At 71.8% G+C, this 20585-nt stretch carries 16 protein-coding genes and 7 tRNA genes; 13 read left to right on the top strand and 10 right to left on the bottom strand.

The genetic code is table 11. The features are described from left to right. Positions 1-93: 93 nt before the first annotated feature. Genes thrS through ACRX5S_RS00565 form a run of 3 tightly spaced genes read right to left on the bottom strand, consistent with a single transcriptional unit; the run spans position 94 to position 5374 of the window. Positions 94-2073: a threonine--tRNA ligase gene (gene thrS / locus ACRX5S_RS00575; RefSeq protein ID WP_436770653.1), complete on the bottom strand. Its 1980-nt coding sequence runs from the start codon at positions 2071-2073 to the stop codon at positions 94-96. A 38-nt stretch (positions 2074-2111) separates the two neighbouring features. Beyond that, positions 2112-3806, bottom strand: a complete 1695-nt coding sequence (locus ACRX5S_RS00570; RefSeq protein ID WP_436770652.1) for a DUF4153 domain-containing protein — start codon at positions 3804-3806, stop codon at positions 2112-2114. Beyond that, positions 3803-5374: a DUF4153 domain-containing protein gene (locus ACRX5S_RS00565; protein ID WP_436770651.1), complete on the bottom strand. Its 1572-nt coding sequence runs from the start codon at positions 5372-5374 to the stop codon at positions 3803-3805. Before ACRX5S_RS00565 ends, ACRX5S_RS00570 begins: the two co-directional genes overlap by 4 nt. Before the next feature lie 287 nt (positions 5375-5661). On the opposite strand from ACRX5S_RS00565, the gene ACRX5S_RS00560 reads away from it, so the two are divergent. The 3 genes from ACRX5S_RS00560 (at position 5662) to ACRX5S_RS00550 (ending at position 7541) form a co-directional block, all read left to right on the top strand. After that, positions 5662-6060, top strand: coding sequence for a hypothetical protein (locus ACRX5S_RS00560; protein WP_436770650.1), 399 nt, complete (start codon positions 5662-5664; stop codon positions 6058-6060). Between the two features lie 96 nt (positions 6061-6156). Then, positions 6157-6861 (top strand): DUF3105 domain-containing protein, encoded by a 705-nt coding sequence (locus ACRX5S_RS00555; RefSeq protein ID WP_436770649.1) that lies wholly within the window; start codon positions 6157-6159, stop codon positions 6859-6861. After that, positions 6858-7541, top strand: a complete 684-nt coding sequence (locus ACRX5S_RS00550; protein ID WP_436770648.1) for a DUF305 domain-containing protein — start codon at positions 6858-6860, stop codon at positions 7539-7541. Before ACRX5S_RS00555 ends, ACRX5S_RS00550 begins: the two co-directional genes overlap by 4 nt. A 92-nt stretch (positions 7542-7633) precedes the next feature. Here the strand turns inward: ACRX5S_RS00550 and ACRX5S_RS00545 are convergent, their stop codons facing one another. The 3 genes from ACRX5S_RS00545 to ACRX5S_RS00535 form a co-directional block, all read right to left on the bottom strand. Next, on the bottom strand, positions 7634-8266 hold the full coding sequence (locus tag ACRX5S_RS00545) for a DedA family protein (protein WP_436770647.1): 633 nt from the start codon (positions 8264-8266) through the stop codon (positions 7634-7636). A 600-nt stretch (positions 8267-8866) separates the two neighbouring features. Beyond that, a tRNA-Val gene (locus ACRX5S_RS00540) sits at positions 8867-8938 on the bottom strand. A 48-nt stretch (positions 8939-8986) separates the two neighbouring features. After that, on the bottom strand, positions 8987-9457 hold the full coding sequence (locus tag ACRX5S_RS00535; RefSeq protein WP_436770646.1) for a TIGR02611 family protein: 471 nt from the start codon (positions 9455-9457) through the stop codon (positions 8987-8989). Between the two features lie 526 nt (positions 9458-9983). Between ACRX5S_RS00535 and ACRX5S_RS00530 the strand changes: the two genes are divergently transcribed. Beyond that, positions 9984-10397 (top strand): SsgA family sporulation/cell division regulator, encoded by a 414-nt coding sequence (locus ACRX5S_RS00530; RefSeq protein ID WP_231779752.1) that lies wholly within the window; start codon positions 9984-9986, stop codon positions 10395-10397. Positions 10398-10938: 541 nt separating this feature from the next. Here ACRX5S_RS00530 and ACRX5S_RS00525 read toward each other — a convergent pair. Continuing rightward, positions 10939-11466 carry a hypothetical protein gene (locus ACRX5S_RS00525; RefSeq protein ID WP_436770645.1) on the bottom strand — a complete coding sequence of 176 codons (528 nt, stop codon included), beginning with the start codon at positions 11464-11466 and terminating at the stop codon, positions 10939-10941. 105 nt (positions 11467-11571) lie between these two features. On the opposite strand from ACRX5S_RS00525, the gene ACRX5S_RS00520 reads away from it, so the two are divergent. After that, on the top strand, positions 11572-12099 hold the full coding sequence (locus tag ACRX5S_RS00520) for a DsbA family protein (protein ID WP_436770644.1): 528 nt from the start codon (positions 11572-11574) through the stop codon (positions 12097-12099). A gap of 316 nt (positions 12100-12415) precedes the next feature. Here the strand turns inward: ACRX5S_RS00520 and ACRX5S_RS00515 are convergent, their stop codons facing one another. The 3 genes from ACRX5S_RS00515 to ACRX5S_RS00505 all read right to left on the bottom strand — a co-directional run bounded on the left by ACRX5S_RS00515 (position 12416) and on the right by ACRX5S_RS00505 (position 15276). Next, positions 12416-13243, bottom strand: a complete 828-nt coding sequence (locus tag ACRX5S_RS00515; protein ID WP_436770643.1) for a GNAT family N-acetyltransferase — start codon at positions 13241-13243, stop codon at positions 12416-12418. Between the two features lie 135 nt (positions 13244-13378). Then, a complete protein-coding gene (locus ACRX5S_RS00510) occupies positions 13379-14212 on the bottom strand; it encodes an aminotransferase class IV (protein ID WP_436770642.1) in 834 nt (277 codons plus the stop codon). Next, complete coding sequence (locus ACRX5S_RS00505) at positions 14209-15276, bottom strand: chorismate-binding protein (protein WP_436770641.1); 1068 nt, start codon at positions 15274-15276, stop codon at positions 14209-14211. The genes ACRX5S_RS00510 and ACRX5S_RS00505 overlap by 4 nt, the downstream gene beginning before the upstream one ends. A 359-nt stretch (positions 15277-15635) precedes the next feature. On the opposite strand from ACRX5S_RS00505, the gene ACRX5S_RS00500 reads away from it, so the two are divergent. From ACRX5S_RS00500 to ACRX5S_RS00465, 8 genes are all read left to right on the top strand, one after another. Beyond that, positions 15636-17675 (top strand): DUF4328 domain-containing protein, encoded by a 2040-nt coding sequence (locus ACRX5S_RS00500; protein ID WP_436770640.1) that lies wholly within the window; start codon positions 15636-15638, stop codon positions 17673-17675. Between the two features lie 464 nt (positions 17676-18139). Next, positions 18140-18212: transfer RNA gene (locus ACRX5S_RS00495), tRNA-Gly, on the top strand. Positions 18213-18265: 53 nt separating this feature from the next. Further along, a tRNA-Cys gene (locus tag ACRX5S_RS00490) sits at positions 18266-18336 on the top strand. Positions 18337-18375: 39 nt separating this feature from the next. Beyond that, positions 18376-18450: transfer RNA gene (locus tag ACRX5S_RS00485), tRNA-Val, on the top strand. Between the two features lie 101 nt (positions 18451-18551). After that, positions 18552-18626 (top strand) — tRNA-Val (locus ACRX5S_RS00480). 101 nt (positions 18627-18727) lie between these two features. Next, positions 18728-18802: transfer RNA gene (locus ACRX5S_RS00475), tRNA-Val, on the top strand. A gap of 101 nt (positions 18803-18903) precedes the next feature. Next, a tRNA-Val gene (locus ACRX5S_RS00470) sits at positions 18904-18975 on the top strand. A gap of 232 nt (positions 18976-19207) precedes the next feature. After that, positions 19208-20368, top strand: a complete 1161-nt coding sequence (locus ACRX5S_RS00465; RefSeq protein ID WP_436770639.1) for a PP2C family protein-serine/threonine phosphatase — start codon at positions 19208-19210, stop codon at positions 20366-20368. Positions 20369-20585 lie beyond the last annotated feature (217 nt).

The raw sequence follows: 20585 nt of genomic DNA, 5'->3' as shown, positions 1-20585 counted from the left end.
GGGCCGGACACCCGAAGGCGTCCGGCCCCGCGAAGACCTGCACATCAAAGGTGCACATCAGACCCGCAAGTCAGGCTGCGGGCAACCCCGCGCTCAGACCTGTACCCGGTCCTCGACCGCCTTGACGATCTCGGCCACCGCCTCGTCGACCGGCACGCCGTTCTTCTGCTCGCCGTTGCGGTAGCGGAAGGACACCGCGCCGTTGGAGGCGTCCTCGTCGCCGGCCAGCAGCATGTACGGCACCTTGGACTTCTGCGCGTTGCGGATCTTCTTCTGCATGCGGTCGTCGGCCGTGTCGATCTCGACGCGGACCCCCTTCGCCCGCAGCTTCGCCGCGACCTCCTGGAGGTACGGGATGTGCGCGTCCGTGATCGGGATCCCGACCACCTGCACCGGCGCGAGCCACGCCGGGAACGCCCCCGCGTAGTGCTCCAGGAGCACCGCGAAGAACCTTTCGATCGAACCGAACAGCGCGCGGTGGATCATGACCGGCCGGGACCGGTTGCCGTCCGAGCCCTGGTACTCCATGTCGAACAACTGCGGCATCTGGAAGTCGACCTGGATGGTCGACATCTGCCAGGTGCGCCCGATCGCGTCCTTGGCCTGCACCGAGATCTTCGGGCCGTAGAACGCCGCCCCGGCCGGGTCGAGCACCAGGTCGAGGCCCTGCTTCTCGGCCGCCGCGCGCAGCAGCGTGGTGGCCTCCTCCCAGTCCTCGTCCGACCCGACGAACTTCTCCGGGTCCTTGGTGGACAGCTCCAGGTAGAAGTCGTCGAGGCCGTAGTCGCGCAGCAGGTTCAGCACGAAGGTCAGCAGCGAGTCGAGCTCGCCGGGCATCTGCTCCTTGGTGCAGTAGATGTGCGCGTCGTCCTGCGTGAACCCCCGGGCGCGGGTGAGGCCGTGCACGACGCCCGACTTCTCGTACCGGTACACCGTGCCGAACTCGAAGAACCGCAGCGGCAGTTCGCGGTAGGAGCGGCCGCGGGCACGGTAGATCAGGTTGTGCATCGGGCAGTTCATCGGCTTGAGGTAGTAGTCGACGCCCTCGTCGAGCTGCATGGGCGGGTACATGCCGTCGGCGTACCAGTCCAGGTGCCCGGAGACCTCGAACAACTTCCCCTTGGTCGCGTGCGGCGTGTAGACGAACTCGTAGCCGGCCTCCTCGTGGCGGCGGCGCGAGTAGTCCTCCATCACGCGGCGGATGATGCCGCCCTTGGGGTGGAAAACCGCCAGGCCCGAACCGATCTCCTCGGGGATCGAGAACAGGTCCAGCTCGCTGCCGAGCTTGCGGTGGTCCCGCTTCTCGGCCTCCTCCAGGAAGGTCAGGTGCGCCTTGAGCGCGTCGCGGCTCGGCCACGCGGTGCCGTACAGGCGCTGGAGCTGCTTGTTCTTCTCGCTGCCGCGCCAGTATGCCGCGGCCGAGCGCATCAGCTTGAACGCCGGGATGTTGCGGGTCGTCGGCAGGTGCGGGCCGCGGCAGAGGTCCTTCCAGCACAACTCGCCGGTCTTCGCGTCGAGGTTGTCGTAGATGGTCAGCTCACCGCCGCCCACCTCGACGTTCGCGCCGTCGTCGCTGGTCGCGTCCGAGCCCTTGAGGCCGATCAGCTCCAGCTTGTACGGCTCCCCGGACAGCTCGGCGCGCGCCTCGTCGTCGGCGACCACGCGCCGCGAGAACCGCTGCCCCTGCTTGATGATCTCCTGCATCTTCTTCTCGATGCGCTTGAGGTCGTCGGGGTGGAACGGGGTCTCGACGTCGAAGTCGTAGTAGAAGCCGTCCTTGATGGGCGGGCCGATGCCGAGCTTCGCGTCGGGGAACAGCTCCTGCACGGCCTGCGCCATGACGTGCGCGGCGGAGTGCCGCAGGATGTTCAGGCCGTCCTCGGAGTCCATCGGGACGGGCTCGACCTCGTCGCCGTCCGCCACGACGTACGCCAGGTCCTTGAGCTGGCCGCCCACGCGAGCGGCCACCACCGAACGGTCGCCGTCGAAGAGGTCGGCGGCCGTCGTGCCCGTGGCCACCAAGCGCTCTTCCCGCTCCGGGTCGCGTTTGATGATCACTCGGGCGTCGGACACGGCCATCTCCTGACTTGGGGGTGATTGGTGTTCCGATGCTATCGGGGTACGGGAGCACATCGCGCCTCGGTTTGGCCGCGCCGGCACGGCCCTGCCGTCGGCCGGTCCCGTCCCTGGTGGCTCGACGTCGGACGGTACTCGCGCTCCTCGCAGGGCGGGCCGGGACGCGGCGGGCGTTCGGCGAGCAGGTCCCGGGCGCGCTCGCGGGCCGCGTTCCCGGCGTACCACGGCTCGTCCGACCTGCTCAGGTCGGCCGCGATGGGCCGCAGTAGGCACGAGCGCTGCGGTTCGGGAAGTCGGTCGAGCCAGGGCACGGCGTCCGCGGACAGGCCGTCCAGGTCTCGGACATCGACCACGCCGGTGTCGCGCTGGCGTTCGACTCCGACGCGCGCGATCAGTTGATCGGGTGACGCGAGGCCGAGGCCGAACAGGATCACCGCGCCGGCCGCACCGGCGAGCCGCGGAAGCTGCCGCGCGGCGCGCTCCCAGGGGCCCGTGGCCAAGACCAGCACGAGCAGTACGCCCAGCCAGAGTTCGAGGGTGGCCGCGCAGATCCGGAGGCGCGTGAGGCCGGAGTATTCGACGTACAGCTCCAGCCGGTGCAGCGCGGCGGCGACCACCGCCAGGGCGAGGACGCACAACGTGCCCGACAGCGCCTCGAACAGTCGGCGGCCGGGCGCACCGCGGCGCGGGCCGAAGCGCGACGCCATCGCGACCACGGCAAGGGTGAGTGCGGTGACCACCAGCAGGACGAAGAACCCTTGGCGGGCGTAGTCGGCGTAGTTGATGCCTTTGCGCGCGAGGACCTCCTGATAGCCGTCGAAGACGACCACGGCGATCTGCACATAGACGAAGACCGCGAAGACGGCGTTCAGCACCACCAGCGGCAGAGCCCACTCGACCACGCGCAGAATGCGACCGCGACGCGCGACGTGCTCGACGGTGCGCGGACGCGCGGCGAGGTGCGCGGTTGCCAGGACGAGGACGAAGGCCGCGGTGCCAGTGGTGTACGCGACCGGTTCGCGGCCCGGGTCGACCGCGCCGAAGGCGTCGTCCGCCATCGCCGCCACCACCGCATCCGCTGCCGCGAACAAGCCGCCGAACACCGCGAGCACCGTGACGGTGCCGACCAGCGCCCACGCCAGGCTCCGCACCGGAGTACGCCGCGCCGCGATCGTGCCCACCCCGCGCGCGGCCCAGGTGATCCCCGGTTTCAGGGCACGCAGGAGCGCGAACGGCCGCGTCAGCACCGCCCGCCACCCGACTCCCCCGGCCAGCGCGAGCGAGCCGAAACCGAGCGCCGCAATGGTCGTATAGATGTGCAGCCAACTGTCGTCGCGCAACGTGGGCAGGGCGGCGAACGCCAAGGCTGCCAACGCCCACACGAGTCCCCATCCGCCGGGCGCCCTCCTTCCGAGGACAACACTCGCGCCACCGGCGACGCCCACGCGCGACGCCACGGCCGCCAGGGCCGCGAGGACCGACGCAATGAGGAGGTTGGCCCCCATCGCGTCGTGGAACGTGGTCGCCGACCACGCGCCCGCGGCCACCGCGAGGACGAGCACGGCGGCGAGCGCGCGGGGTGGCGGCGCATCGTGCCTAAGGACCTCGTGGGACTTGTGGCCCGCGTGGTCGTCGAGGCCGTCGCGGTCTCCGAGGACGTCATGGTCGTCGCGGTCGTCGCGGTCTCCGAGGGCCTCGTGGTCGTCGCGGTCGTCGTGGTCGCGGGTCACCGGCGATCCGCCGGGCCATCGTCCGTGCGCGTCGACCCACTCGGCGGTCCGCTCTGCGATCCGTACGTCGGTCCGTGGCCGGGCATCACCGGCGACGCGCAGCGCGCGTTCCTCAGGACGGGCCGGTCCCGGAGGATCCGCTCGGCGCGCTCGCGGGCCAGGCTGGTGGCGTACCAGGGCGGATCCTCGTCGGCGAGGTCCGCGGCGATCTCCCGCAGCGCGCAGGACCGGGTCGGCTCGGGGAGGCGGTCGAGGGCGGGGACGGCGTCGACGCCGAGGCCGCGCACGTACTCCAGGTTGATGCGGCCGGTCCGCTCGTACAGGCTCACGCGCTGGTCCGCCACCATGGCGTCCGGGGACGCCGCGGCGATCACCGCGACGGTGACCAGCCCGGCCGCGGCCGCCGTACGCGGCAGAGCCGTGGCCATCGCGCGCCACACCAGCGCGACCGGCACGAGCACCAGGACGACACACATCCACAGCTCGGCACCCGCCATCACCAGGCGGGAGCGGTTGAGGCCGAAGTCGTCGATGTAGGCGTCCGTGCGGTGGAGGCTCGCGGCGCCGACCACCAGCGCGAGCACGGCCAGCGCCCCGACCAGGCGCTTCGCGAGGCGGCGGTCGGACGGGCGGTCGCGCGGCACGACGTACATCACGGTCGCGATGACGACGAGCGTGAGGATCGTGACCCACAACAACTGCCAGAACCCCTCGCGCGCGTATTCGGCGCGCGTCGTGCCCGCGTCGTCGAGCGGGCCGTCGACGCCTCCGAAGAGCACCACCGCCTGTACGACGACGAATCCCGCGAACAGCGCGACGAGCACCGCGAGGGGCACCAACCACTCCATACGCCCTCGCACCGGTACGCGGGGCAGGCTCGGCTCGCGCCACAGGCCCTCGCGCGGCGGGTCGAACGCGACCGAGGCCGCCCCCGCCGCAAGCACCGTCGCCAGGGCCGCCAGGAACAACCGGAGCGCCAACGCGTCCCCGGGTACGAGCCCGTTCAGCAGTTCGGCGAACACCGCGTCGGCCGCCGCGAACAACGCCGCGAAGACCGCCGTCACCACGCCGGTGAGCAGGACGGCCCGGAACGCCGCTCCCGCACTGCCCTGCCGGCGCGGCAGCACCCGGGCGAACCCGCGGTAGACCCAGAGCACCCCGCGCGGCGCCAAGAGCAGCACCGCGAAGGGGCGGATGGCGATCTGCCACCAGGTCCGGCCGCCGGCCAGCGCGAGCGAGGCGGCGCCGAGTGCGACGGCGAGGGTGAGCGGGTGCAACCAGGTGTCGCCGTGCCAGAGCGGGACCGCGACGAGGGCGAGGCCGCCGAGCGCCCAGACGAGCGTCCACGGGCGTATTCGGCGGCCGCGTACGCCCAGCGCCGCCGTGACGGTCAGGGCCGCCGCGAGGATGAGCGCGTTGGCTCCCAGGCCCTCCGATATCGCGACGACAGCGGCGGTCAGCGCGGTGGCCGCGGTCCCGGCCAGCACCCTTGCCGGGGCGCCGAGCTCTGGTTCCTTGTGGCTGGATATGTCCGTACCGGACCATTGGCCGAACTGCTGGTCGTCCACGGCTCCCCCTGCGTCGCTCCCGCTCGCCGAGGCCGGGAACGCGGTGAAGGCACCGCCCCCGTCGGCGACTTGACGAGAACGCTAGGGCCGGGATGCGCGGGAACCGGGGCTCTTCTGCGGAGCACCCGTGAAGATCGTGTGGGGAGTCGGCGGACGATTCTCCGCCGTCGTCGACCGCACCGGATCAACCGTTTTGTCGGATGTAATCGACCACTCCTACCCTTCCGGTCCGGTAAATATCCCTCCCGGCGTCGAGATCGCTCGCTCGTTCGGGTGAGAATGGGCCCGTGAAGCATCGGACGGACCCAGGCGCCGCCCCGTTGCGGCCCGCCGTCCGTGCGCTGGCCGTGGCGCTGCTCATGCTGGGCGCGCTCATCGGCGGGACCTTTCCGGCCCGGGCGGAGCCCGTCCCCGCGCCACCGCCGCCGTCCGCCGCCGACCCGATGGCCTGCCCTTACCACGCGACGAGCCCCAGTGACTCGCAGGGCAACCCCCAGGGCTGCGGATCCGAGGTCAGCGTCTGCACGCCGTCGACGATCCCGCCGATCCCGCCGGTGCTCCCGGTGCCGGTCGGCTCCTTCGTCCCGCCGTGGCTGCTCGACCCCGACGGCACCGGCCCCGCGCTCGACACTGCACCAAGCGCGGTGCCCACCGACCTGACCGATCTCTGCGTCAGTCGCACCTAAGCGGCCCCGCGCGACCACCGGCTCTGCCCCCGCAGGGCCAGTACGGCCGCGTCCGCACACCCGAAATCACCCGCACACCTACTCCCGGAGGGACCCATGGGGCCGCAACAGTCGGGCAGTTCGAAGAAGCAGAACAAGGCGGCGAGGAACGCCAAGATGGCCGCGGCGCGCCAGCGCGTCGCGGAGCAGCGCGAGCGCGAGGCCAAGTCCGCGCGCCGCCGCTCCATACTCATCGGCTCGACCGCCGCGGTGATCGCCATCGGCGTGATCGCCGGACTCGCGGCAATCGTCATGACGTCGGACGACGGCGACGGCGGGCCGGCGGGCTCGGTCGACGCCGAGGTCACCGTCGCGGGCAACGTCAGCAGCACGATCAACGGCGTCGTCGCGTACACCGCGTCGCGCGATCACGTCGGCTCGGGCGTGGACTACAAGCAGGTCCCGCCGGTAGGCGGCAAGCACGACCAGCGGTGGCTGAACTGCGGCATATACGACAAGCCCGTCGAGAACCGCAATGCCGTGCACTCCCTCGAACACGGGGCCGTGTGGATCACCTACGACCCCGCGCTGCCCGCGGACCAGATAGAGAAGCTCAAGGCCAAGGCGAACCAGCCGTACATGCTGCTCACCCCGTACCCGGGCATGCCGAAGCCGGTCAACGCCACCGCGTGGGGCCTCCAGCTCCCGCTGGACACCGTCGACGACCCGCGCCTGGACGAGTTCATCAAGCTGTACCGCAACGGCCCGCAGACCCCCGAGCAGGGTGCGGCGTGCACCGGCGGAGTGGGGAAGCCGCAGTGACCTTCCGCACCAAGGCGGTCGCGTTCGGCGCGGCCGGCCTCATCGCCCTGCCGGTCCTCGCGGCGTGCGACTCCGACGACGGCAAGCCCGCGCAGCCGTCCGCCGCACCGACCGTCATCGGACTGCCGCCCGCGGCGGTGGCGAACCCGCCCGCGGACAACTCCGTCGAGGCCGGGTTCGCGCGCGACATGAAGGAGCACCACGCGCAGGCCGTGGAAATGTCGATGATCGTCCGCGTGCAGACGGAGGACGAGGACATCCGGAGCCTTGCGTACGACATCGCCACCACGCAGCAGAACCAGGAAGGCCAGATGTTCGGCTGGCTGGACCTGTGGGGCCTGACCCAGACCACCACCGGCCCGCCGATGACCTGGATGTCCCCTGAGGGCATGACGGCGATGGGCCACAACATGGGCACGCCTGGCCCCGACGCCCCCCGCATGCCGGGCATGGCGACCAAGGCCGAGATGGAACGCCTCCGCCAGGCCAAGGGGCGCGAGGCCGAGGTGCTGTTCCTGCAACTGATGATCAAGCACCACGCGGCGGGCGTGGCGATGGCCCAGGACGCGGCCAACCGCGCCACCGTGCCGCAGGTGAAGAGCCTCGCGCAGAAGATGGTCAACGGGCAGACGTCCGAGATGGACCTGATGCGCGACCTGCTCGCCGAGCGGGGCGCCTGACGCGAGAGGGGCGGGGGGGGCTCCCGCCCCCCCCCCCCCCCCCCCCCCCCCCCCCCCCCCCCCCCCCCCCCCCCCCCCCCCCTCGCCGTCACTCAACCGGCCTCCGGGACCTCGTCCGGCACCTCGCCACCGCCGCGACGCCGCCGCACCGCCCGCACAATGCGCGCCGGTATGCCGACCAGCAGGGGCACCGAAGCCCCGAGCAGCATGCCGCACACCACCACGAACAACGGGCTGTCATGCACATACTCGCCCGCGAGCGCCCCGATGGTCAGCGCGTACGACACCGATATGCCGGCACCCACCAACGTCGCCGTCCGAAACTGCCGCGGCGGATAACCCACGCGCCCCGCGAGTATGTTCACCGCGGTACGCCCTCCCGGCAGAAACCGCGCGGCCACCAACGCCGCCATCCCGCCCCGGTTGAGCGCGCGCTCCGCAAGATCGAACGCCTTCTGACGCCGCGGCCCCAACGTCACGTCCCCGCCCCGCCGCAACCCCGCGCGCCCCACGGCGTAGGCGCACTGGTCCCCGACAAACGCCCCGACCGCCGCGAGCAGCAGCACCAACGCCAAATACCCGAAGTTCCCGCGCCCCACCGCCGACGCGGCCATCACGAGCTCGTCCCCCGGAATGACCGGCACCACGGAGTCGGCACAAACAGTCAGCGGCAGTACGAGCCACAGCCAAGGCGAAAACAGCAGCCCCGTCCCGGCCGCCGTCACGATGCGCCTCCGCTCCACCGGTCAGCACAGCCGTCACTCAAACTCACCGCCCGATCATCGCGCGCGCCCCACCCACCCCAAACAGCGGGTCCCCCAACCCCGTGCGCCGACGCACTGCGAAGAGCGCGACGGCAAGTCGTCGGGCGCGCGTCGCCGCACGGCGGCGAGGCGAGTGCGACGGCACGGCTGTAGTCGCGCGAAGCCGGGGGCCGCCCTACCGCGGTGGGTTGGGGGAGCGCGTCGGCACGACCGTGGTCGGCAACTCGGCGCCAAACCGACACAGCTGGGGCCGGCAAACGTTTGGTGCCACCGCACTGGCCCCGGTGTGAAGGCGTAGCAGAACACCATGCCGACGCGAAGTCGGAGGCGGGCGTCGGCGGTGTGGAAAGGGGCGGCACGGTCACGCAACGACGCTCCACCGGGGCGATGCCGGAGGCGGGCTGCTTGGGGGGTGGGAAGGCGGGGTTAGTGCGCTTTGCGGGGCGGAGTGCGTTTGCGAGGGGGTGCGGGTGGCGAAGCCCCCGCCGCGGCGAGGCCGCAAAAAACGACGAGGGCGACCCGGTCTGCGCAGTCCGCAGACATGGGTCGCCCTCGCGCTCGTGGGCGATACTGGGATCGAACCAGTGACCCCTTCGGTGTGAACGAAGTGCTCTCCCGCTGAGCTAATCGCCCGGGCGCGGTAAGAACCTTACCGCATGGGGAGGGGTCGTCGTGCCGCGCTCAGGACGGCAGGGCGAGGCCGTACTTGAGGTAGTAGAGCACCGCGGCCGCGGCGATGAGCAGGACGCCGACAATCAGGATGATCAGGTTGCGGCGGCGCGTCTTCGGGTCGAGAGCCCGCTGCGCGGCCTTCGTGGCCTGGTCCTTGGTCCACAGCAGGGTGCGCTGCGCCCAGACGAACTCGGTGCCGAGGATCGCGAGGCCCACCAGGACCGCGGGAATGCCCGGCCCCGGGATCACCATCATGATCAGGCCCGCGACGATCACCGCGAAGCCGACGATCGCGACGCCGATCTGCCACGTCAGGTGCAGGGTGCGGGAACGCTTGATGAAGTGGGGCGCCTTCGACGAGTGCCCGCGGGGCTTCGGCACGGTCGACTCCGCGGTCTCCGCGCCCTCCGTCGCCGCCGTGGGCGCGGCGGTGTCGGTCTCCTGCGCCTTGTTGGCGGCGCCTGCGGCCCCCGTGTCCATCGTGGGCTCCCCTTTCTCGGTGCAGATCCATGGCGCTGTGCTTGTTCCGTGACGGAATGTCGCGTCATCCGCTACATCCGGTGCCACGTACTGTGGACGCGCGTGTGCGCGGGGGGACCACGCTACAAGGGGGCGCCCCGAGGGCACAGGCCCAGTACGTACATGGGTTCGGATACCAAGCGTCGCAGAACAAACCGTCCCCCTGTTGGGGTACACCACGCGACCGACCCGGCACAGCCCGTACGCCACCCGTCCGGCCCCTTCGGGACACATCCGGTACGTGTCCGGGACAGACCCGCAACACACCGCGGGAGGGCCCTCGCGATTGGCCCCGAGCAGGCCCCGGAGGCCGTCCACCGATGGGCTGACCGGCCTCATTGCGGTGTTTCGCGGGGACTTCGCTCTTAAGGAGTACCCAGAGGCGCGTATATCGGGCAACGACGTTTACGAAGCGCGCGTAGGTGGGATGTTGCGAACGCCGAGTGCGAATCCCCGAGCGCACACTGAGCGAAAGGCCATGGCGCTTATGAACACCACGGTCAGCTGCGAGCTGCACCTGCGCCTCGTCGTCTCCGCCGAGTCTTCGCTTCCCGTCCCCGCGGGACTGCGCTACGACTCGTCGGACCCCTACGCGGTGCATGCCACTTTCCACACGGGTGCCGATGAGACGGTCGACTGGGTGTTCGCCCGCGACCTGCTCGCCGAAGGGCTGCGCCAGCCCTCGGGCACCGGAGATGTCCGCGTGTGGCCGTCCCGAAGCCACGGTCAGGGCATCGTGTGTATCGCGCTGAGCTCCCCCGAGGGCGAGGCGCTCCTGGAGGCCCCCGCGCGGGCGCTCGAATCCTTCCTCAAGCGCACCAACGCCGCCGTCGCGCCCGGTGCCGAACACCGCTACTTCGATCTCGACCGCGAACTCTCGCAGATCCTCGCGGAGAGCTGACCTCCCGCCCGCCGCCGTCGCGCCCCCAGGGCCGGTCTCCACGGGCCGTCCGCCGGGCGCCACGCGACGCCGTGCGGTAGCGGGAGCAGTCCTCCGCGGGACACCGGTACAAGCTCCATCCGAGGCCGACCGGGCCTCCCACTCGGGGAAGAGGGTCCGGTCGGCCTCGGCGCATCCGGGGCCGCCGGGCCCTCCGTCGTACGGGGGCCCGGCAGGCCCCGTACGGCTGCCGCGACGTGGCGCGGGTGCGAGGTTTGCGTCCGTATTTTCGCGGAACCGCGACGTTTCCGGTTCGGGTCTCGTTCGACTTGTGCCCGAACGCGATAGATCTGCGGCGAGATCACGATCTGTTGTTGCGCGGCGAAGGAGCCGCCCCGCGCGGGCGTACGGAAGTCGTCCCGGAATTAGGTGAACTTCCCGGTTATTCGCGCATACATATCCGCGCGGACGCATCACCACATGCGTGACCGGATTCACAGGCATGCATCACGACATAGCGTTCAACGCTAACCGCAACGGCTATTTCCGGCGGACCGCCGCATCAGATTCCGCGGCGCCGCAGGATCTCCTCGATCTCCGCGAACTCGTCGCCCAAACCGCTGTCCCCGCGCCGCGACCTGGGCTGCTTGGCAGGCCTGGCCTTGGGCTGCTCCTGGGGCTGCCCCGCGGTACGTGCCGTCTCCCCCGCGACCGGCGGCAGACCACGCGCGGCCGCCCCCGCACCGGCCAGGGAGGCGGGGCCGGACGACTCCTCCTCCGCCCCGGAGCGGCGCGCGCCGATCGCGCGCACGAGCAGGAGCAGCATCGCCGCGAAGGCGAGGATCGCAATCCCTGCCCAGGCGCGAATGCCGAACACCAGGTCCGTCGCCCAGTCGGCGGCGGCGTCGCCCACCCGCCGCCCGAGGGTGGCCAGGCCGGTCAGGTAGAGGCCGGCCGGGATCAGTGCGATGCCCACCCAGCGCGTCGCCCGCAGGTAGCTTCCGGCCTGCGCGGAGCGTACGGCCAGGACAAACCCGAGGCCCGTCAGTGCCGCGCACACCGCCCCCGTGACAATGCCTGCGTCAGACATCTCGCGCTCCCTCCGCGTCGAACACCTCCCATAGTGCCCCCCATGCGCGGCTGGGGCGTCGTCCGCGCGCACGAGTCACGATCTCCGACCTGGGAGAATTGCGGTATGAGTGCTCCTGTTCCACTGCGCCTGGACTTCTGGTGCGAACTGCAATGCCCCGACTGCCGCACCGCGCTCGCCGACGTGGCCGCGCTGCGTGACCTGTTCGGTCCCGAACTCGTGGTGGAACTCCGGCACTTCCCGCTGGAGAAGCACAAGCACGCGCACCTGGCCGGACAGGCCGCGGAGGAAGCGCGTGCGCAGGGGCAGATGTGGACGTACGTCGACGCCGTCCTCGCGCGCGTCGGCGAACTCGCCGCGGCCAAGGGCGCGGCGGCCGAGAAACTGCTCGTCGACATCGCGCGCGAACTGGGGCTGGACGCGGACGAGATGGAACTCGCGTTGATCGACGGCCGCCACATCCTCCAGGTTGATGCGGATGAGGCGGAGGGTGCCGCGATCGGCGTCAGGGGCACACCGACGTACGAGGTGGCCGGCAAGCTGCTCGACGGCAGCAAGGACCAGACGGGGCTGCGCGAGCAGATCGAAGCCCTGCTCACCGACCGTGCGGGGCACCTGCACAACGGGGGCTGACAACCGCGATCGTTCACTTCTGTGCGCGGCGGGAACCGTCCAGCGCCGGCCGTGCCGAGCGCCTTCTCGGGCCGCGCCCCAGCACCACAGCCGGGCCTGGACGGCCGTCAGGGCGGCGTTCCGCCTCGATACGAAAAGCGGCGAGGCCGAGGCGTAGGGGCCGCCGGGATGTTGGTGCGGTTGACGGGTGGGGCCGTGGAGTGCGGTGTGGCGGCGCGGGTGGTTGTCGGCACGGAACGGGCCGCAGGTGTTGGTCCGTTCCCGTTGCCGGTGTGGGGCCGCGGACAGGCGCCTGTGTCGAGTTTGCGAAGGCCGGCTAGAGGATCATCTTCCCGAGCTGCCGCGCATGGGTGGTGTAGCCGAGTTCGGCGGCGATGTGGCGGGCGGCGGGGACGGGGCCGACGAGTTCGAGGCCGAGTTCGCCCAGTCCCGCGGTGTACGCGAGGTGTTCGGCGGTGCGCAGGAGCAGCCTGCCGTGGCCCCGCCCGCGCCACGCGTCGGCGACCTCCACTGCGCGCACCTCGGCGCGTCCCGGAACCGCCCGGGAGGGATCGAGCCACACCACTCCGGCCCGGGCGCCGTCCGGGGCGCACAGCTCGTATGCGGGCGACTCGCCGCCCGACAGGCGTGCGCAGGCGCGTGATTCGGCCGCGCGTCGCGACCAGCCGGCTCCGGTGAGCAGGGCGACGTAGCGGCGCCACGCGTCCTCGCGCCACGCCTCGTGCGCGGTCTCGGACATGACGGCGAGCCTCATGCCCGCCGGCGGTTCGGGCGGCGTACGCTCCGCACCGACCCCGCCCCGCACCCGCGCGACCAGGTAGCGGCTGTCGAACACGTAGCCCAGCGACGTCGCCAGGCGCAGCCCCGGCAGGTTCCCCTCCGGCACCTCGACGGCCACCCGCCCGCAGCCCAGGCGCCGCAGCACCTCTTCGGCGGTGAGCAGCGCGACGCAGCCGTGCCCGCGTCTGCGCCGCGAGGCAAGCACCTCGATGTGGTCGATCCAGCCGGTACCGTCGCCCCAGCGCCCGCCCGCGGCCAGATGCAGGCGTCCGATCGGACGCCCGTTGGCGCAGATCGCGTACCAGTCACCGGTCTCGACCTCCGCCCGGTTCCCCGGCGGAGCGGGCCGCAGTGTCGTGGTCACCGGGCTGCCCTCCCCTCGTCCGTCGAAGGGGTGCTGCCCACCGCGGGAGCCGGTCAACCTACGCGAGGTGCCCGCGGCGAACGCCATGGGCGAACGACGTGTGCACGGCCGAGAATTGCGCCCGGCCGCGGGCGGTCAGGGATCGATATCGGCCGCCGAGCGCGCGGCGAACGCCTCGGCGGCGGCCCGGGTCAGCGGCCCGGGCGCGGCGAGGTCGCGGGCGTCGACCCGGTGCACGGGCTGGACGTCGCGCAGCGAGGAGGTCACGAAGACCTCGTCGGCCTCGGCGAGCACGGCGTAGGGCAGGTCGGCCTCTTCGGCGTCGGTCCACTCCAGGACCAGGGCGCGCGTCACGCCGGCGAGGCAGCCGGATTCCAGCCGCGGGGTCAGCAGGCGTCCGCCGACGCCGACGAAGACGTTCGAGCCGGTTCCCTCGCACAGCAGTCCGGCGGTGTTCGCGAACAGCGCCTCGGACGCACCCTGCCGCGCGGCGTGCGCGAGCATCACCACGTTGTCGGCGTAGCTGGTCGTCTTCAGGCCGGCCGTCGGGGAGTTCTCGTTGCGCGTCCACGGCACGGTGGCGACGGCCGTGGTGGGTTGGTGCGCCTTCGCCGGGGTCAGGGCCACGACGAGGGTCGCGGGGGCCGCGCCGCGGTCGGAGCCGAGCGGGGAGGGCCCGCCGGTGTACGTGACGCGCAGCCGCGCCGTCCCCTCGACCCGGTTGGCCCCCAGGACCTCCGCACATGCCTCGCGGACCAGTGCGAGGTCGGGATCGGGCAAGCCGAGGCCGCGTGCGGAACGGGTGAGCCGGTCGAGGTGCCGGGTGAGGGCGAACGCCTCGCCGCCGACCGCCTTCATGGTCTCGAAGACGCCGTCCCCGACCGTGAACCCGTGGTCGACGACGGAAACCGTCGCGTCCTCCTCGTGGACCAGGCCGCCGCCCGTGCCGTCGCCCAGCCAGATCTTCATGCGTCTCCCTCGTTCCCGTGGCCGTTCGCGTTCCCGTGGCCGTGTCCGCGGTGCGTATCGCCGGACGCCACTCTGAGCAGGTTCGCGGCCTTCAGCTCGGTCTCGTCCCACTCCCCCTGCGGGTCCGAACCGTACGTGATGCCCGCGCCCGTACCGAAGCACAGACGCCCCTCCGCGTCCACGAAGAAGCTCCGGATGCCCACCGCGAGTTCGCCTTCGCGGCGGTCGGCGTCGACCCAGCCGACCGCACCGCAGTAAGGGCCGCGCGGGACCGGCTCCAACTCGCTGATGACACGCAGCGCGCTGGACTTGGGGGCACCGCTGACCGATCCGGGCGGAAATGTCGCGGCGAACAATTCCGGCCAACCGGCGTTCGCGGTCAGCCGGCCGTCGACGACGGAGACGAGGTGGACGAGGCCCGGGTGCTTCTCGACGATGCACAGCTCGGGCACGGTCACGCTGCCGGTCTCGCTGGTCCGGCCGAGGTCGTTGCGGACCAGGTCGACGATCATGACGTTCTCGGCGAAGTCCTTGGGCAGCAGGTCCGCTTCGGTGCGGCCGGTGCCCTTGATCGGCCCGGACTCAACGTGGCGGCCGCGGCGCCGCAGATACAACTCCGGTGAGGCGCAGGCGACTTGCACGCCATGTCCGGGCAGGCGTATGACGCCGCCGTAGGGCGCGGGGTTGCCCAGTGCCAGGCGGCCCGCGAGCCCGACTATGTCGGCGCGGTCGGGATGGGGCAGCGGCGCGGTCAGGATGCGGCAGAGATTGACCTGGTAGACCTCGCCCTGCTCGATGTATGAGCGGATGCGGCGCACCCCGTCGCGGTACGCGTCGGCGTCCAGCGACGTCGTCCAGGCGTCCGGCCGCGGACCGTGCCAGGGCGCGGGCGGCAGCGGCGCCTCGCGCACGTCGTCGAACCGCGCGCACACGATGCCGCCCTCGAAGTCGGCCACCACCGCCCAGAAGCCGCGCGAGTCCAGCGCGGCGGGGTCGTCGGTGACGTCGCGCAGGCCGGTCGCGAGGCGACCGCCGAGGTGGGCGAGGGCGGGGAGTTCGTTCACGCGTTCACGGGGTTCCACGGGATTCGCGGGGCGGCGGAGCCGTCGGCCGGGGATTCGGCCCGGCGCCGGGCGGCGGCGGGCACCTTATTGTAAGGACGTTTGTAAGGACGTTCCGGACAGATGCCGGTCCGCGACGAGGGCTCCCCTACATCGTGATCCGGCCACCCGTTCCCGCGGATGTCCGCGCACGGCATGATGCGGTGTCAGGGGGCGAGGGGAAACTGTCGCGCCCGGTCGTCTCCGGGGACGACGAAGGATCCGCGTGGGCGGACCACCTGGCCATCCCCGGTCCGGCAATTGTCGTCCGGTCTGCTGTCCGGGCTGCTGTCTGGTCTGCATGACAATGAAGGGTTCCATTCGTGCTCTGTCCCGCCTGCGGCACCTGGTCCACCCAGGCCGACCGCTGCTCGCACTGCGGTACCGCGTTGGCCGCGCCCCCGGCGGCGCCTGTCCCCGTGGGCGGTTCGGCGGCTCCCCAGCCTCCCGCGGCCCCGTACGGGCAGCCCGTTCCCGGGCAGGGCGCGCAGCCGCAGAACCCGTACGCTGCGCCGAATCCCTACGCCGCCGCACCGCAGGCACCCGCCTACGGGGCGCCGAACCCGTACGCGGCGCAGCAGGCCGCGTACGGCCAGATGCCCGGGCAGGTTCCGGGGCAGATTCCCGGCCAGGTCCCCGGTCAGATGCCGTACGCCGGGCCCGGCTACCCCGGGGCGCAGCCGCCCTATCCGGGCGCGCCCGGGTACCCGGGCGCCGGGTTCACCTGGCGTCCGCCGCAGCCGTTCAAGCCGCTCAAGGGCCTGGCCGTCTCGCTGTACGTGCTGCTGGGCGTCACCTCGCTGGGCGCGGTGGTCAGCCTGGTCGCCTACTTCATGCGGGCCTCACTTCTGAGCGATCTGATCGACGACCCGGGGTCTGTGACCGGTAGCGAAGCCGACAATGCCGACAACTTCGTCACCGCGGCGACGGTGTTCGAGGGCGCGGTGATGCTGGCGACGGCGGTGGTCTTCGTCATCTGGTTCTACCGGGCGCGCGGCAACGTCGACCTGTTCGGCGCCTCGCGCCAGACGCTCGCCAAGGGGTGGGCGATCGGGGGCTGGTTCTGCCCGGTCGTGTGGTGGTGGTTCCCGAAGCAGATCGCGCACGACATTTGGAAGGCGAGCGACCCGCAGGCGGCGGAACGCGGCGGTGCGACGCCGGGACGCAAGCCGCTGCTGTGGGTGTGGTGGATCCTGTACGTGCTGGCCGTCTGGGCGCCGGTGGGTGCGGCCTTCCTGTACCCGTCGGAGGACGACATCGTCTTCGACGACGCGAAGGACCTGCGTACGGCCGACTACGTGTCCGGCGGCCTGACCCTGCTCACGGTTTTCGCGGCGATCGCCGCGGTGTTCGTGGTCCGCAAGATCACCGCGTTCCAGCACGCCCGTGAGGCGCAGGCGTTCGCGGCGCTGGGCCTGCCGCAGGACGCCGCCGCAGCGGCCGCGTGGTCGGGCGCTCCGGCGGCCGGTCAGGTGCCGGGTCAGGTGCCGGGTCAGGCGCCGGGTCCGCTGGGTGCCGCGTCGGCCCCGGCGCCGGGGGCGCCGCAGGACGCGGCTCCGCCCGTACCGCAGGGTCCGCCGGCCATGCCGACGGCGCCTCCGACGGTCGCGCCCGCGGCGCAGCCCGCGCCGCCGTCGGTCGAGTCGGAGCCCGCGGTCTTCGCGTCGGCTCCGCCCGAGGCGCCTGCCGAGGCCCCGGGGATCCCGGCCGAGCCGGAGGCCTTCCCCGCGTCGGCCCCCTCACTGGAAAAGCCGGAGCCGCAAGCGGCCGCGGCCGTCGAGTCGGCTGCCGAGGCGCCTGTCGAAGCCCCGGCCGAGACCCCGGTGGCGGCTCCCGGAACCGACGCACCGTCCGCCCCGGCCGCACAGGACGACGACTCCTCTCCCCTGACGCTCACCAAGCGCTCAGAGGAGGCCGCCGAGACCGAGGCCGACGAGCCCGTAGCTGCCGAGCCCGTCGCCGCCGAACCGGAGGCGGAGGCCGGAACGACGATCGTCCCGGCCGTCCCGGCGGCCTCCGCCCCGGAGCCCGAGCCCGCCCCGGAGCCCGAGCCCGAGCCCGAGCCGGAGCCCGTGCGCGAGCCCGCACCCGCCGCGGAATCCGACGCCGAAGCGGGCACGACCGTCGTACCGGCGATCACGCCGTCCCACGTGACCCCCGAGCCGGACGCACCCGCCGAGACCGAGGCGTCGCGCACCGAGGCGTCAACAACTGAATCCGCACCGGCCGAGGACGCCGCGGAGCCCGCTCCGATCGCCGAACCGGAGGCGGGCACGATGATCCTCCCGATCGACACCCCGCCCGCGGACCAAGCGCCCGCGGACGATTCGCCGTCCGACGAACCCCCGGCGACGCGTCCGTAACGGCCGTAAAGTCCCGCCGCGCGCAAAGCAGTTGCCCACAGAACTGCGAACAGGCCGAACGCCCCCGCCGCCTCTCCGGCGCCGGGGGCGTTCGGCGTTTTCCCTGGTGTCCCCCGGGTCTCCCCCACGCCAACGCGCAACGCGCGCTGCCTCGATGCACACCAGACGCGCACCCCGCTTCGCTCCCGACCTCACACGCCGGCGTACGCATTCCGGTCGGCCGGGAGGTGTCGCAACGTCCCGGTTGTGTCCTGGTTGTGAACGGATGGCGCCCGGGAATACCCCGTCCCGGATCGCATGTTCGGCCCCCTCCGGGCACGTTGACCTGCGGGTTCGGCGCCGACGCCGGGCAGCGGACATTTCACCCCGGGGGTGGACCTGAGGGAAACGGAATTTGTCCTGGCCTCGGTTTCCGCTAAAGTTCTTCTCGTCGCCGGGAAGCGGAAACGCCGACCGGAAGGCACGCGGACGTGGCTCAGTTGGTAGAGCATCACCTTGCCAAGGTGAGGGTCGCGAGTTCGAATCTCGTCGTCCGCTCGGAAGATGGTTGTGGGATCGCCGTGGGCCACCGCCCATGTGGTCCCGCGCTTGGTGGAGTGGCCGAGAGGCGAGGCAACGGCCTGCAAAGCCGTCTACACGGGTTCAAATCCCGTCTCCACCTCGACGGAGGGAGTTCCGGTCCGCCGGAGCACTCTTCCCCGCGCGATTAGCTCAGCGGGAGAGCACCACACTGACACTGTGGGGGTCACTGGTTCAATCCCAGTATCGCGCACCACCTCGATCGATCGGGCCGCCTGGATCTCGTTCCGAGGTGGCCCTGTCCATGAGGGGCGCGGCACCCGTAGTACCATCTGAGCGGATCGCAAGGTCCGTCCCGCGCGATTAGCTCAGCGGGAGAGCACCACACTGACACTGTGGGGGTCACTGGTTCAATCCCAGTATCGCGCACCACCTCGATCGATCGGGCCGCCTGGATCTCGTTCCGAGGTGGCCCTGTCCATGAGGGGCGCGGCACCCGTAGTACCATCTGAGCGGATCGCAAGGTCCGTCCCGCGCGATTAGCTCAGCGGGAGAGCACCACACTGACACTGTGGGGGTCACTGGTTCAATCCCAGTATCGCGCACCACCTCGATCGATCGGGCCGCCTGGATCTCGTTCCGAGGTGGCCCTGTCCATGAGGGGCGCGGCACCCGTAGTACCATCTGAGCGGATCGCAAGGTCCGTCCCGCGCGATTAGCTCAGCGGGAGAGCACCACACTGACACTGTGGGGGTCACTGGTTCAATCCCAGTATCGCGCACCGACGAATGGGCCGCAGGAGGCAACTCCTGCGGCCCTTCTTCGTGTTGGGAACCCCGCGGGTGTGCGCGCCGAGCCTGGGACGGGGGCGGGCGGCGCGCCGGAGCGGAACCGGGGGGATACCGGGTGGGGGCATGTTCGGGGTCCGGCGCTCCCGGGCGTCGCCCGGCTACCATGACATGCCCGTCCTCCGGGCCCGTGACGAGACGATTCCTCGACCGACAGGCACGCCGATGATCCTCAGACCCCGTCGGCCTGCCGCCGACAGGGGGGCGATCGGCCCCGAACCCTCGCTCGGCGACCGCCGCGCGACCCTCGCCGCGTATGCCGCGATCCTGGCGATCTCCGTCATCGACGCCCTCATCGACCCCGCCGTCCCCGGCGCCGTCGCCCTGGGCCTCGTCGCACCGGCCGCCGCCGCCGTGTGCAGCAGGCGGCAGGTCGCCGGGATCGCGCTGACCGCGACGGTGAGCGCGGTGGTGCTGGTCAGCTGGTACGAGGCGACGACCCTCACGTCCAAGTTCATCCACGTCACCGTCATCGGCTCGCTCGGCCTGGTCGCGCTCGGCGTGACGTCGACGCGCCTGCGCCGCGAAGCGCAGCTCAGACACGCCCGGTCGGTCGCCATGACTTTGCAGAGCGCGGTACTGGAGCCGGTGCCGCCACGGCTGCCGGGTCTGGACCTGGCGAGCCTCTACATGGCGGCCGAGGCGGAGACGCTGGTCGGCGGGGATTTCTACGCGGTGGTCGACGGGCCGCACGGCATCCGCATGCTGATCGGCGACGTGCGCGGCAAAGGGCTGCCCGCGGTCAACACGGCGGCGGCGCTGATGGCGACGTTCCGCGAGGCGGCGTACCACGAGAAGGACCTGACCGAGGTGGCGTCCCGTCTGGAGGGGCGCATCCACCGGCTGACCTCGGAGCGCACCGGGCCTCCCGGCGAGCGGTTCGCGACCGCGCTCCTCATGGCGTTCGACGATCCCGACCGGCTGCGGCTGATCACGTGCGGGCACACGCCGCCCGTCATGCTGCGGGACGGCTCCGCGACCGAGATCGAACTCGGCGACATCGCACCGCCTCTGGGCCTCGCGCCGCTGTACCCGGGCGGGGTGAAGTACGTGGAGCACGAGATCCCGTTCGAGGCGGGCGACACGTTGGTGGCGACCACCGACGGCATCGACGAGGCGCGGGACGCCGAGGGGCAGTTCTACCCGGCGGCCTCCCGGCTCGCGGGGTGGAGCAGGGCGTGGCCGCAGCACATCGTGCTGCACCTCTACAGCGACCTGCGCGCGCACACCGGCGGGCCGTTGCAGGACGACGCGGCGGCGCTCGTCCTCCAGCGCCCTCGCCGCGAGACGCCCGCCGGGACGCGCCGCCGCATGCTGCCCATCTGACCCTGAACCGGGGCAATTCTCTTGCGCGGCAGGCGTTTTCTCGCACCGACGGCCGCAACGCCGTCAGATCTCTTTCACCTGCGCGCAACACATGAGGGCGCCCGCGGAAACAGCCCGTCCCTCTACTAGGTCACGACCCGCCGCGACGGCGGGGCGCGGCTAGGGTTCCGCCGCTCGGTGCCGAGGCACCGGCGGGACTGGTCCGAGAGCCGCAGGC

Origin of the sequence: Yinghuangia sp. YIM S09857 (assembly GCF_051388915.1) — a bacterium.
Taxonomy (GTDB): Bacteria; Actinomycetota; Actinomycetes; order Streptomycetales; family Streptomycetaceae; genus Yinghuangia.
This window is presented reverse-complemented; position numbering and strand designations above follow the sequence as displayed.